The sequence below is a fragment of the Streptomyces sp. NPDC033174 genome, from assembly GCF_055577795.1.
Map to the genome: position 1 here is coordinate 337,237 of NZ_JBVIPQ010000004.1, position 12,918 is coordinate 350,154.

The window sequence follows — 12,918 nt, forward strand, 5'->3', positions numbered from 1 at the left end:
AGAGCGGGGCGCGGTGTCAGCGCGGCGGTGCCTGGCTCGCCTCGGCCGCCGGCACGGTCACGTGTCCGGGTGCCGTCGGCGGGCTCTGCCCGGCGGCCGTCGCGGAGAGCCGGATGAGCCGGGCCTCACAGTGGTCGAGCCAACGGGCCTCGGCCTCCGTCTGGAAGATCAACTGCTCCAGTACGAGCAGCCAGGCCACGTCGTCACGCCCCTGTTGGGCGCCGCTCTCGATGGCGGTGATCGCCTGGGCCTTGAGCCGGGTGTAGTCCTGCATCGCCTTCACGGTGTGGTGGCGCTGGGACTGGATGACGGCGCGGATGTCGACCCCGGGGGCTCCGACGGCCATCGCGAGCTTGATGGCCAGTTCGTCGCGCGCCGGGCTGGTGCGGTCCACGGGCCGCTCGAACCACGTCCTGAGCTCGGTGCGGCCGCCGTCCGTGATCGTGTACAGCGCGTGGCCCGCGTCGTCCTCGCCGCTCTGCGCGACCATGCCGTCGCGCTCCAGCCGACTGAGGGTCGTGTAGACCTGGCCGACGTTCAGAGGCCAGGTGGAGCCGGTGCGGGACTCGAACTCCGTACGGAGTTGTGAGCCGTAGCGAGGGCCGCGTTCGAGGAGGGCGAGAAGCCCGTGGCGGATCGACATACTCAGTATGTATACCGAGTATGCCGACGGAGACAAGCGCCCTGAGAGGGACCTGAAGGGTCCGTCTGAAGGGGGACGGCAGGATCGGCGGGCCGCTCAGCGCCGCCGCAGCCGGACCCCGAGGAAGCCGATACCGAGGCCCATCATGGCGAGCCCGGCGCCCATCGTCAGGACGGGAATCTGCCGGTCAACGGCGTTCCCGGCGGACTGCGTGGCGTTCGCCCGGGAAGCGGCGGACGCGCTCGGGGGCGGAGTCGCGGCCAACGGCTCCTCCGTCTCGGGGACCATCTCCGCATCCCCCTCCGCCTCCTCCTCCGGGGGCAGGGGTGTTGCGGTTTTGGTACGTGAGAGGCCGGCCGGGGTGTCCGGACGGACCGGAACGGCGCTCTGGAGGGACGCGGGCCGGCGCCCCGGCCGTACACGTCCCTCGCCGGCCTGGCGCCCGGCGAGCGTCGCCGAGGGGGAAGGCTTCGCCGGACCGGCGGGCCCGTCGGGGCCGGACTCGTCCTCCGGCCCGGACGCCTCCTCGGGCTCGTACGCCTCGTCCGTACCGGAGAGCTCCTGCGGACCGGAGAGCTGCTCCGTACCGGACGGCTCGTCGGCACCGGACTGGCCATCGGGGCCCCCGGCTGGTGTGACCGCGGGAGCCGCGCCGGCCCCGGCGGCGCTCCCGGGCGCCGCCGCAGGACGCGAAGGGGTGGTCGTGGGCCGCGTCGGAGCCGGGCCATCGGCCGGACGTGCGGAAGAGGGGAAGCCGGGCGCTCCGGCCACCGGACCGTCGGCCCGGACACCCGGCTCCCCGTACGCGACGCCGGGCGTGGCCAACAGCAGTGACGCGAGCGCCGGGGCGAGCGCCCACCGCCTGCGGAGTTCTGGAGTCACCGGGTGACCCCCTCCCGTGCCGAGCCGCCGAGGTGTCGAACTCAGCGTCACATGACGCCACATATCCAGCATCTCGGACGCGCGTCGAGGCGCGTCCCGTCTCCGACATGCCGAACGGCCCGGCACGCACCTTCCGGTGCGCCGGGCCGTTCCCATGCCGAGAGGTGGCCGTCCGCCGACCGGGCGGCCGGGCGGTGACCGACTGATCCGCAGTCGCCGGCCGCCCGGGCGCTCCCGCGGCCACAAGCCGGGCGCTCCCGCGACGAAAGCCGGGCGCTCCCCGGGCGAGAACCGGCCGCGCCCACTCCTGGGGCGACCACTCGGAGGCGACTGCTCAGAGGCGACCAGTTCGGGACCGGCCACTCCGGGATCGCGTGGGGGCGACCAGTCCTGGGTCGACTACTCCGGCGGGTTGCCCGTGGAGATCTCCAGGGTCAGCTCGACCTCTTCCTTCTTCACGTCCGCGTCCGCGGGCGGGAACTGGTTGAGGATCGTGCCCTCGCCGTAGGTGGCCTCGTCCACCGGCGTCTGCTTCATGATCTTCCAGCCGGCGGCCTGCACGCAGGCCTTCACCGACTGGATGTTCTTGTAGCGGAAGTCCGGCAGCTCGAACTTCTCCGGGTCCTCGCTGGACTCGGTCGGCTCGAGGCATTCCTTCTTGTCGATGGTCTTGCTGAGGTCGGGGCCCTTGTGCCCGGCCGCCGCCGACTCGCTCGCACCGCCGCCCCCGGCTTCGGTGCCCGGGTCGTCGTCCTGCAGGGAGATGGCCGTGATCACACCGCCGATGGCGATCAGTGCGACGACGATCGCGCCCACGATCACCGGCATGTTCCGCTTTCCGGAGCCGCCGACGCCGGCGGCCACCGGGCCGGAGTGCTGGGGCGCCATGGTGTACGGCGCGGGGCCCGGCGTCGGGGTCTGGTACGCGGCAGCGGGCGCCGGCGTGTGCTGCGGGTAGCCATAGCCGGCCGCCGGCGTCGGAGCCGGGGTCGGAGGGCCGTACGGACCCGGCTGCGGGGTGTGCGGCTGGTACGGCGTGTGCACGCTCTGCGGGCCGGGCGCCGGAGTGCCCTGGCCGACCGGCGGGAAGACCGCCGAGCCCACGCCCGAGCCGCTGCTGACGGGACCGCCCGCGACGATGACCGGCGCGCCCGACTGGCCCGCCGACAGGACGCGCAGGCACTCGTCGCGCATGGCCGCGGCGCTCGGGAAGCGCTCGTTCGGGTTCTTCTTCAGAGCGCGGGCGACGAGCGCGTCCATGGCCGGGGTCACGGACCGGTTGATGGACGACGGAGCGACCGGTTCCTCCTGCACGTGTGCGTACGCGATCGCCAGCGGCGAGTCCGCGTCGAACGGCAGACGGCCCGTCAGGAGCTGGAAGAGCATGATGCCGACCGAGTACAGGTCGGAACGGGCGTCCACGCCCCGGCCGAGGGCCTGTTCGGGCGACAGGTACTGCGGCGTTCCGACGACCATGCCGGTCTGCGTCATCGAGGTGACGCCCGACTGCATCGCACGGGCGATGCCGAAGTCCATCACCTTGACGACGCCGCGCTTGGTCATCATCACGTTGCCGGGCTTGATGTCGCGGTGGACCAGGCCCATCTCGTGGCTGGTCTCCAGCGCCGCCAGCACATCGCCGGTGACCTTCAGGGCCTTGTCGGCGGGCATTGCGCCGTACTGCTGGATGTCGGCGGCGAGCACCGATCCGAGGGGCCGGCCCTCCACGTACTCCATGACGATGTACGGCATGAGCGAGCCGTCCAGCTCGTCCTCGCCGGTGTCGAAGACCGACACGATGTTGGTGTGCGACAGCTTCGCCACCGCCTGCGCCTCGCGCCGGAACCGCTCCCGGAACGACTGCTCGCGCCCGAGCTCGGTGTGCAGCGTCTTGATGGCGACCTGACGGTCCAGCGCGCTGTCGTACGCCAGATACACGGACGCCATGCCGCCTTCGCCGAGCAGGTCGCGAAGCTGGTACCGGCCGCCCGCTACGGAACCGCCGGCATAGCGGCCCTGTGCGCCGTCCTGGCTCATTTCGTGCTTCCCCCTACGCGCGCGTGGCGAGCGATGATCCGGAATTTACTGGCCAAGTCTGCCCCAGGGCAGTGACACGTCAAGCCGGGTGCCCGTTCCGTGACCGTACGCACAAGAAGCGTCTCGCAAGCGTTACCGGAACAGGACCGAATTTGCATGGGCGTACGGGGAACCGGTTGGATGGCCCGTCCGTCTCGGACCGGGGTGTCGCAGGAAGCCTGTAGCGTGACATGGCGTAGGACCCCCAAAGACACGGCGGAAGACCGCGCACCCAGCACGCGGACAGAAACGACGGCGAGGACTGATGGCACCCGAACCCGAAGCAGGCGGCGGCGGAGTGTCGGATGCGGAGTCATGGGGCGTCGGTGGCCTGGTCGGCGACGGGCGTTACCGGCTGACGCACCGTCTCGGACGCGGCGGCATGGCCGAGGTGTTCGCGGCGGAGGACGTACGGCTCGGCCGTACGGTCGCCGTCAAGCTGCTCCGCTCGGATCTCGCCGAGGACCCCGTCTCCAAGGCCCGCTTCACGCGTGAGGCTCAGTCGGTCGCCGGCCTCAACCACCATGCGATCGTGGCGGTCTACGACTCCGGTGAGGACGTCGTCGCCGGACACTCCGTCCCGTACATCGTGATGGAGCTCGTCGAGGGACGCACGATCCGCGATCTGCTGATCAGCGCGGAGGCTCCGCCGCCGGAGCAGGCGCTCATCATCGTCTCGGGCGTGCTGGAAGCGCTGGCGTACTCGCACCAGCACGGCATCGTGCACCGCGACATCAAGCCGGCGAACGTCATCATCACGCACGGCGGCGCGGTGAAGGTGATGGACTTCGGCATCGCGCGCGCCCTGCACGGCGCGCAGTCGACGATGACCCAGACCGGCATGGTCATGGGCACCCCGCAGTACCTCTCGCCGGAGCAGGCGCTGGGCAAGGCCGTCGACCACCGCTCCGACCTCTACGCCACGGGTTGCCTGCTGTACGAACTGCTGGCGCTGCGGCCTCCGTTCACGGGTGAGACCCCGCTCTCGGTGGTGTACCAGCACGTCCAGGACGCGCCGGTGCCGCCGTCGGAGGTGGCGGACGTGTGTCCGCCCGAGCTCGACGGGCTGGTCATGCGGTCGCTCGCGAAGGACCCGGACGACCGGTTCCAGAGCGCCGAGGAGATGCGCGGGCTGGTGCAGTACGGGCTGCAGATGCTCCAGCAGCAGGGCGGTCACTCGGGCGGGTGGAACACGGGCCCGGTGCAGGCGCACGAGCTCGCCCACCAGACTCCGGGCCACGGCACCGCCGCGACCGCGGTGATGGGGCACCCGGGGCACGGTGACACGTCCAAGGGCGCGATCCTGCCGCCGGTGAACCCGCATGACGGCGGGTACGACGGCGGATACAACGGCGGCGGGCAGGGCGGCGGCAGTGGCCGCGGCAAGCTCTGGCTGTTCCTGGCGCTCGCGCTGATCGCGATCACCGCCGGAGTCGTGTACGCGCTGGACCGGCCGGCCGACACCGACAACGGGAAGACCGACAAGCCGTCGGTCTCCAACACGCCGTCGAAGTCCGGTACCACGCCGACGCCGTCGGACGAGCAGTCCGAGGAGACCGACGAACCGGACACCTCCACGGGCGGCGACCAATGGCCGAACAACCCGCCGCCGGAGAAGCCCTCGCACACCAAGAGCGACGACCCGTCCCCGTCGGGCAGTTCCTCCTCCTCGCCCGGTACGACGGAGGGTGGTACGACCACCGACGGCACCACGGAGGGCACGACCGAGGGGTCGACGGAAGGTTCGACGGACGGGTCCACGGAGGGCACCACCGAGGGGTCCACGGAGGGCACGACCGAGGGCACCACCCAGGGCACGACCCAGGGGACCACGCAGGGAACGACGCAGGGCACGACCGAGGGCGCCACGGTGGGTGCGAACGGCACCCCGGGCGGAAACACCGGGGGAAACTGACGTCCAGCGGTGACCGGTGTCGGTGACTTTCACCAACACCGGTCGCCCGCCGTCGCCCTCACCCCGTGAAGGCCTCGCGCACCGCCTCGTACTCCCTTGTCCACCACACCGCCAGGGCCGACGCCGCGGGAAACTGCGGGTCGGCCCTGTGGTCGTGCAGCTGGTAGCGCCAGCGCAGTATCCAGAAGTCGTTGAGCCGCTCCCACCACACCCGGTGGACGGCGGCGGCCAGTTCGGCCGCGTCGGCCTGGGCGGCCCGCCGGTACGCGCGGGCGTAGGCGCGTACCTTCGCCAACTCCAGTTCGCCCGCGGGCTGTACGAAGAAGATGGCGGCGGCCCTGACGGCCTCCTCCGCCCGCGGCTGCACGCCGAGCCGGTCCCAGTCGACGATGGCGGCCGGTTCCGCGCCCCGGTGGTCGACCCGGTAGAGCAGGTTGAGGGGATGGAAGTCGCCGTGCACCCAGCCGCCGGCGTCCGCGGGCGGCGGGCGGCGATGAGTGTGTTCCTCGATCAGCAACCGCCGTTCGGCGAGGCGGTGTTCGGCCAGCTCGTCGAAGCCTGTGCGGGGCCGGCGGGCGCGGGCGTGGCGCAGCAGTTCGTCGATCACCTCGAAGGTGTCAGCCGGGTCGGCGCTCTCGTAGCGCCGGCGCGGGCCGGGCTCCATCACCTGCTCCAGACACGTGTGGACGAGCCCGAGGAGCGCCCCGAGACGCCGCGATTCCGCGGTCGTCAGCTGGGCGCCGTCGCGGTGCCGTCCTTCGATCCAGGGGTGCAGGGCGTAGCAGCGGCCGCCGATCACGGCGACGGTGTCGCCGTGGGTGTCCTCCACGGGCGGCGCGACGGGCACGCCGAGGGACTGGAGGCGCTGGGTCGCGCGGTGCTGGCGGGCGATGGCGTCGGGGTCGCCGTCGAGGTGGTGCTTGAGGAAGTAGGCGCCGTGGGTGGTGGAGAGGCGGTAACCGCGGTTCAGCAGGCCGAGGGTGACCGGCTCGCAGGAGAGCGGGTCCCCGGCACCCTCGTAGCGGCGCAGCAGCGCACCGACGGGTGGGCCGATGGAGGGGGCAGTAGTTGCATATGAGCGCGGCACTCACCAAATGGTAGATCACGCAACGTGGTGAAGTTGTCGCTCCCCGGAGTAGTCGAGCGTATGCACGGTGACGAACTGCGGCTCGATACGCATATGAACGGGATCGAACGGCCGACCGTCGACGAGCGCGGGCCCCGGCCCGAGGAGCTCCAGCTGGTCCTCGGTCGGCTCGACGATCCGCGCGGTGCCCGTGACCTGCACGGACCACAGCTCACGGCCCTCGGTGCGGCTCTCGGTGCGGGAGCGGAGATTGTCCGAGCCGTACGCCACCACGCCGCCGTCGCACGCCCGGTGGTGGCCGAAGCCGCGGTGCAGCCTGACGATCACGCAGCGGTCGGTCACGATGTGCCGTGCCGGTACGACGCACGGCATCGCTCGCATACTCGTCGCCACGTGCCCGTACGACACACGGCGGAGTAGCTCCATCGCGCGGATCTGCTCGGGGGACATGGCTTCCACTCCGGGTCCCCGGGCGGACCTGCGAAAACGGGTCCCCTGCCCTGTTTGGGCGGGACCCAGGTCCCGAAAGCGACACGGCGGGCGCGGCGGCCGCCGGGTCCGTGTCCCGGCGCGCACCGGCGGTCAGCGGCGCTCGGCCTGGAGGCGCGCCACATACGCGGCGGCCTGGGAGCGGCGCTCCATGCCCAGCTTGGAGAGCAGGCTGGAGACATAGTTCTTGATCGTCTTCTCGGCCAGGTGGAGCCGCTCACCGATGACGCGGTTGGTCAGGCCCTCGCCGATCAGATCGAGGATCTTGCGTTCCTGCTCGGTGAGTCCGGCGAGCTTGTCGTCGCTCTTCGCGTTGTTCCCGTCGCGCAGCCGCTCCAGTACGCGCGCGGTGGCGACCGGGTCGAGCAGCGACTTGCCGGCCGCCACGTCCCGTACGGCCGTCAGGAGCTCACTGCCCCGGATGGCCTTGAGGACATAACCCGAGGCCCCGGCCATGATCGCGTCGAAGAGTGCCTCGTCGTCGGCGTAGGAGGTGAGCATCAGGCATGTGATGCCCTCGTCGCGCGAACGGATTTCGCGGCAGACCTCGACGCCGCTTCCGTCCGGCAGCCGTACGTCCAGAACGGCGACGTCGGGACGGGTCGCGGGGATCCTGACCAGCGCGTCCGCGGCGGTACCGGCCTCTCCGACGACCTCGATGTCGTCCTCTCCGGAGAGAAGATCGTGGACGCCCCGGCGGACGACTTCGTGGTCGTCCAGGAGGAAAACAGTGATTTTGCCTGATTCGCGCACGCGGTCAGTTTCACATATTCACTCTTCCCGTGCCCGGGGTCACCGGGATAACGTGCCCGTGTTCCGGCGGCCTGCAAGGCTGTGACCAGTGATTGTTCCCGCGTTTCTCGATTTACTTGGAAATCCAAGCAAAATCGCAGGTCAAATGGGGTTTCGCAGTAATGCGAAGCACTGGGTAACGTGCCTATGACAGGGCGCTCGCCGGGGCACCTGTCACGCCTGTCCCGGCCGAGTCGCACCCACCCCGTGCACGGGTACGGATACAGGCGAGCCTCCCCTTACCTGCGGTAGGGGGGACCCCAGGCCTTCCCGGCGGATCCCGGGGGCCGGACCGACGGAGGAGCACGCACGTGACCGTGGAGAGCACTGCCGCGCGCAAGCCGCGACGCAGCAGCGGCACCAAGCGCACCACTAGCGCGAGGAAGCCACAGAGTTCCGAGCCCCAGCTGGTGCAGCTGCTGACGCCCGAGGGCGAGCGCGTCGCGCACCCGGAGTACGACATCGACCTCACGCCGGAGGAGCTGCGCGGGCTCTACCGCGACATGGTCCTCACCCGGCGCTTCGACGCCGAGGCCACCGCGCTCCAGCGGCAGGGCGAGCTCGGCCTGTGGGCGTCGCTGCTCGGCCAGGAGGCCGCGCAGATCGGCTCCGGTCGTGCGCTGCGGGACGACGACTACGTCTTCCCGACCTACCGTGAGCACGGTGTCGCCTGGTGCCGCGGGGTCGACCCGACCAATCTGCTCGGGATGTTCCGTGGTGTGAACCACGGCGGCTGGGACCCCAACAGCAACAATTTCCACCTCTACACGATCGTCATCGGCTCGCAGACCCTGCACGCCACCGGCTACGCCATGGGCGTGGCCAAGGACGGCGCGGACAGCGCGGTCATCGCCTACTTCGGCGACGGCGCGTCCAGCCAGGGTGACGTCGCCGAGTCGTTCACCTTCTCCGCGGTCTACAACGCCCCGGTCGTCTTCTTCTGCCAGAACAACCAGTGGGCCATCTCCGAGCCCACCGAGCGCCAGACCCGCGTCCCGCTCTACCAGCGGGCGCAGGGCTACGGCTTCCCCGGCGTCCGCGTCGACGGCAACGACGTGCTCGCCTGCCTGGCCGTGACCCGGTCGGCGCTGGAGCGGGCCCGTCGCGGCGAGGGCCCCACCCTGGTGGAGGCGTTCACCTACCGCATGGGCGCGCACACCACTTCCGACGACCCGACGAAGTACCGGGCCGACGAGGAGCGCGAGGCCTGGGAGGCCAAGGACCCGATCCTGCGGCTCAAGGCGTACCTGGAGAAGGCCGGCCACGCCGACGCCGCCTTCTTCGAGGAGCTGGAGACGGAGAGCGAGACCCTCGGCAAGCGGGTCCGCGAGGCCGTCCGTGCCATGCCCGACCCGGACCACATGGCGATCTTCGAGAATGTCTACGCCGACGGGCACGCGCTCGTCGACGAGGAGCGCGCGCAGTTCGCCGCCTACCAGGCGTCGTTCGCGGACTCCGCTGCCGAGGGCGAGGTCAAGTAACCATGGGCGTACAGAAGCTTCCCCTCGCGAAGGCGCTCAACGAGTCGCTCCGCACGGCCCTGGAGACGGACCCCAAGGTCCTGATCATGGGCGAGGACGTCGGCAAGCTCGGCGGTGTCTTCCGGGTCACCGACGGACTGCAGAAGGACTTCGGCGAGGACAGGGTGATCGACACCCCGCTCGCCGAGTCGGGCATCGTCGGCACCGCGATCGGCCTGGCCCTGCGCGGCTACCGCCCGGTCGTGGAGATCCAGTTCGACGGCTTCGTCTTCCCCGCGTACGACCAGATCGTCACGCAGCTCGCCAAGATGCACGCACGCGCGCTCGGCAAGATCAAGATGCCGGTCGTCATCCGTATCCCCTACGGCGGCGGCATCGGCGCGGTCGAGCACCACAGTGAGTCCCCCGAGGCGCTGTTCGCGCACGTCGCGGGCCTCAAGGTGGTCTCGCCCTCCAACTCGTCCGACGCGTACTGGATGCTCCAGCAGGCCATCCAGAGCGACGACCCGGTGATCTTCTTCGAGCCGAAGCGGCGTTACTGGGACAAGAGCGAGGTCGACACCGAGGCCATCCCCGGTGAGCTGCACAAGGCCCGGGTCGCCCGGGAGGGCGCGGACCTGACGCTCGCCGCCTACGGCCCGATGGTGAAGGTCTGCCTGGAGGCCGCGGCCGCCGCGCAGGAGGAGGGCAAGTCGGTGGAGGTCCTCGACCTGCGCTCGATGTCCCCGATCGACTTCGACGCCATCCAGAAGTCGGTGGAGAAGACCCGCCGGCTGGTCGTCGTGCACGAGGCGCCGGTCTTCTACGGCTCCGGCGCGGAGATCGCGGCGCGCATCACCGAGCGGTGCTTCTACCACCTGGAGGCGCCCGTGCTGCGGGTCGGCGGCTACCACGCCCCGTACCCGCCGGCGCGCCTGGAGGAGGAGTACCTGCCGGGCCTGGACCGGGTACTCGACGCCGTCGACCGCTCGCTGGCGTACTGAGAGAGGGTCGTGACGACAATGACGACTGCGACGACTGCGTCCGTTCGTGAGTTCAAGATGCCCGATGTGGGCGAGGGGCTCACCGAGGCCGAGATCCTCAAGTGGTACGTCCAGCCGGGTGACACCGTCACCGACGGCCAGGTGGTGTGCGAGGTCGAGACGGCGAAGGCGGCGGTGGAGCTGCCGATCCCGTACGACGGTGTGGTGCACGAGCTGCGCTTCCCCGAGGGCACGACGGTGGACGTCGGCGAGGTGATCATCTCGGTCAACGTGGGCCCGGGCGAGCCCGCCGCGCAGGCCACGGTCGCCGAGCCCGAGCCCGCCCCGGCGGCACCGGCCGCCCCGGCGCCCGAGGCCGAGGAGGCCGAGCCGCAGGGCCGCACGCCGGTCCTGGTGGGCTACGGCGTCGCCGCCTCCTCCACCAAGCGGCGGGCGCGCAAGGGTGCCCCGGTGCCCGAGCAGGCCGCGGCCGCCGCCGCGGTCCATGGCGAGCTCAACGGGCACTCCGGTGCCCCGGTGGGCGCCCGCCCGCTGGCCAAGCCGCCGGTGCGCAAGCTCGCCAAGGACCTGGGGGTCGACCTGGCGTCGGTCACCCCGACCGGCCCGGACGGGATCATCACCCGCGAGGACGTCCACGCGGCGGCCGCCCCGGCGCCCGCGCGGACCCAGGCGCCGGCCCAGGCACCGGAGCCCGTGAGCGAGACGCCGGCCGCTCCGGCGCCCGCCCCGGCCGCCGTGGGCGAGGCGCGGGAAACCCGGGTTCCCATCAAGGGCGTCCGGAAGGCGACGGCCTCGGCGATGGTCGGCTCGGCGTTCACCGCGCCGCACGTCACCGAGTTCATCACCTTCGACATCACCCGCACGATGAAGCTGGTCGACGAGCTCAAGGCCGGTACGGACATGGCGGGCCTGCGGGTCAACCCGCTGCTCCTCATCGCCAAGGCGGTCCTGGTCGCCATCCGGCGCAACCCGGAGATCAACGCCGCCTGGGACGAGGCCGCCCAGGAGATCGTGCTCAAGCACTACGTCAACCTGGGCATCGCGGCGGCCACGCCGCGCGGTCTGATCGTGCCGAACATCAAGGACGCGCACGCCAAGACGCTGCCCGAGCTGGCCCAGTCGCTGGCCGAGCTGGTGGCCACGGCCCGCGAGGGGAAGACGACCCCGGCGGCCATGCAGGGCGGCACGATCACGCTCACCAACGTCGGCGTCTTCGGCGTCGACACCGGCACGCCGATCCTGAACCCGGGCGAGTCCGCGATCCTCGCGATCGGCGCGATCAAGCTCCAGCCGTGGGTCCACAAGGGCAAGGTGAAGCCCCGTCAGGTCACCACGCTGGCGCTCTCCTTCGACCACAGGCTGGTCGACGGCGAACTCGGCTCCAAGTTCCTGGCGGACGTCGCCGCGATCCTGGAGCAGCCCAAGCGTCTGCTCACCTGGGCCTGAGTACAGGGCCCCGAGTGGCCCGAACACACCGATGGCCGGCCCTTCCCGGGCCGGCCATCGGCGTTTCATGAGGTGCGGTCCGTCAGTCGAGCACGTCGGGGATCGGCTGGGTGGCGGCCATCCGCGCGGCCGTGGTGCCGAAGGCGTAGTCGAGCATCTTCATCGAGTCGACGTAGCGGTTCTCGTCGTTGAGGACGACCCCGACCACGGTCTTGCCGTTACGGGTCGCGGCGAAGACCAGGCACTTGCCGGCGGGGGTGTTGGTGCCCGTCTTGACGCCGATCGCGCCCGGGTAGGCGTAGCCCGCGGGCTTGGGGCGCACCAGCAGGTTCGACTGGTCCCAGGTGTACGAGCGGGTGCGGCCGTTCGAGGCGATGGCCGAGGCCTTGCCCGAGGGCGACTTGACGATCGTGGAGAAGGTGTAGTTCTTCAGCGTGTACGCGGCGAGCTTCGCCAGGTCGCGCGGGGTCGTGTAGTTGTTCCCCGTCGGGGAGTTGCCGTCGAAGGAGTCGAACTTCGTGTTCGTCAGGCCGAGTGCGGCGGCCTTGGCGTTCATCTTGGCGATGAAGCTGGCCTTGCGGGCCGCCGTCGTCGTCCCGGTGCCGAAGGTGTCGGCGAGCGCGTAGGCCGCGTCGCAGCCCGACGGGGCCAGCATGGCGTTGAGCATGCCCGTGACGGTCAGCCTGTCACCGACGTAGAGGTACGCGCTGCTGGCGCCCACGGAGTTCACGTAGTCCGGGTACGCCTGCTTGACGGTGATCCGGCGGTTCAGGTCGACGTTGGGTGTGGTCAGCACCACGAGCGCCGTCATGATCTTGGTCGTGCTCGCCATCTGCCGCTTGGTGTCGGCGCCCTTGCTGTAGAGAGCGGCCCCGGTGGCGTTGTTGAGCATGAACGCGCCGCTGGCGCTCACCGGTGGCGCGGCGGCCGCGGCCGCCGGCGATGCCACCGGGGAGGCCGTCACCAGGGCTCCGGTGGCCACGACGACGGCGGCTGCTCGGCGCAGGCGCGGAAGGCTGAATATCAAGTTCGTCCCCGAGTTCGATCGTGAGGAGGGACCGCCTGTGGTGCGGCCCCCGACAACTAGACACTCGTGGAGGCGGGATGGATGTACGGGCCGGGTG

Annotated in this window: 11 protein-coding genes; 4 read left to right on the forward strand and 7 right to left on the reverse strand. The window is 70.9% G+C overall.

Features of this window, described 5'->3' with window-relative positions; genetic code table 11:
• Positions 1-16: 16 nt before the first annotated feature.
• From ACZ5VC_RS15135 to ACZ5VC_RS15145, 3 genes are all read right to left on the reverse strand, one after another.
• Entirely contained in the window at positions 17-643 is a 627-nt protein-coding gene (locus ACZ5VC_RS15135) for a PadR family transcriptional regulator (RefSeq protein WP_469120490.1), read from the reverse strand.
• A 96-nt stretch (positions 644-739) separates the two neighbouring features.
• Positions 740-1,525 carry a hypothetical protein gene (locus tag ACZ5VC_RS15140; protein ID WP_469120491.1) on the reverse strand — a complete coding sequence of 262 codons (786 nt, stop codon included), beginning with the start codon at positions 1,523-1,525 and terminating at the stop codon, positions 740-742.
• A 399-nt stretch (positions 1,526-1,924) separates the two neighbouring features.
• Positions 1,925-3,562: a protein kinase domain-containing protein gene (locus ACZ5VC_RS15145; protein ID WP_469120492.1), complete on the reverse strand. Its 1,638-nt coding sequence runs from the start codon at positions 3,560-3,562 to the stop codon at positions 1,925-1,927.
• Between the two features lie 304 nt (positions 3,563-3,866).
• Between ACZ5VC_RS15145 and ACZ5VC_RS15150 the strand changes: the two genes are divergently transcribed.
• Positions 3,867-5,516 (forward strand): protein kinase domain-containing protein, encoded by a 1,650-nt coding sequence (locus ACZ5VC_RS15150; protein WP_469120493.1) that lies wholly within the window; start codon positions 3,867-3,869, stop codon positions 5,514-5,516.
• A gap of 58 nt (positions 5,517-5,574) precedes the next feature.
• On the opposite strand, the gene ACZ5VC_RS15155 is transcribed toward ACZ5VC_RS15150, so the two are convergent.
• From ACZ5VC_RS15155 to ACZ5VC_RS15165, 3 genes are all read right to left on the reverse strand, one after another.
• Positions 5,575-6,603 carry a phosphotransferase gene (locus tag ACZ5VC_RS15155; protein ID WP_469120494.1) on the reverse strand — a complete coding sequence of 343 codons (1,029 nt, stop codon included), beginning with the start codon at positions 6,601-6,603 and terminating at the stop codon, positions 5,575-5,577.
• A gap of 15 nt (positions 6,604-6,618) precedes the next feature.
• A complete protein-coding gene (locus ACZ5VC_RS15160) occupies positions 6,619-7,053 on the reverse strand; it encodes a pyridoxamine 5'-phosphate oxidase family protein (RefSeq protein WP_469120495.1) in 435 nt (144 codons plus the stop codon).
• Between the two features lie 132 nt (positions 7,054-7,185).
• Entirely contained in the window at positions 7,186-7,845 is a 660-nt protein-coding gene (locus ACZ5VC_RS15165) for a response regulator (protein WP_469120496.1), read from the reverse strand.
• Positions 7,846-8,195: 350 nt separating this feature from the next.
• Here ACZ5VC_RS15165 and pdhA point away from each other — a divergent pair, with 350 nt between their 5' ends.
• Genes pdhA through ACZ5VC_RS15180 form a run of 3 tightly spaced genes read left to right on the forward strand, consistent with a single transcriptional unit; the run spans position 8,196 to position 11,794 of the window.
• Entirely contained in the window at positions 8,196-9,365 is a 1,170-nt protein-coding gene (gene pdhA / locus ACZ5VC_RS15170) for a pyruvate dehydrogenase (acetyl-transferring) E1 component subunit alpha (RefSeq protein ID WP_469120497.1), read from the forward strand.
• Between the two features lie 2 nt (positions 9,366-9,367).
• A complete protein-coding gene (locus ACZ5VC_RS15175; RefSeq protein ID WP_469120498.1) occupies positions 9,368-10,348 on the forward strand; it encodes an alpha-ketoacid dehydrogenase subunit beta in 981 nt (326 codons plus the stop codon).
• Between the two features lie 18 nt (positions 10,349-10,366).
• Entirely contained in the window at positions 10,367-11,794 is a 1,428-nt protein-coding gene (locus ACZ5VC_RS15180; RefSeq protein WP_469120499.1) for a dihydrolipoamide acetyltransferase family protein, read from the forward strand.
• A gap of 82 nt (positions 11,795-11,876) precedes the next feature.
• Here the strand turns inward: ACZ5VC_RS15180 and ACZ5VC_RS15185 are convergent, their stop codons facing one another.
• Positions 11,877-12,821, reverse strand: a complete 945-nt coding sequence (locus ACZ5VC_RS15185) for a D-alanyl-D-alanine carboxypeptidase family protein (RefSeq protein ID WP_469120500.1) — start codon at positions 12,819-12,821, stop codon at positions 11,877-11,879.
• Positions 12,822-12,918 lie beyond the last annotated feature (97 nt).

What these genes read in the sequence shown, in the direction of transcription:
- ACZ5VC_RS15150 (WP_469120493.1), top strand. Translation starts at nt 3,867, where the DNA reads ATGGCACCCGAACCCGAAGCAGGCGGCGGCGGAGTGTCGGATGCGGAG.
- ACZ5VC_RS15160 (WP_469120495.1), bottom strand. Translation starts at nt 7,053, where the DNA reads ATGTCCCCCGAGCAGATCCGCGCGATGGAGCTACTCCGCCGTGTGTCG.
- ACZ5VC_RS15175 (WP_469120498.1), top strand. Translation starts at nt 9,368, where the DNA reads ATGGGCGTACAGAAGCTTCCCCTCGCGAAGGCGCTCAACGAGTCGCTC.
- ACZ5VC_RS15180 (WP_469120499.1), top strand. Translation starts at nt 10,367, where the DNA reads ATGACGACTGCGACGACTGCGTCCGTTCGTGAGTTCAAGATGCCCGAT.
- ACZ5VC_RS15145 (WP_469120492.1), bottom strand. Translation starts at nt 3,562, where the DNA reads ATGAGCCAGGACGGCGCACAGGGCCGCTATGCCGGCGGTTCCGTAGCG.
- ACZ5VC_RS15135 (WP_469120490.1), bottom strand. Translation starts at nt 643, where the DNA reads ATGTCGATCCGCCACGGGCTTCTCGCCCTCCTCGAACGCGGCCCTCGC.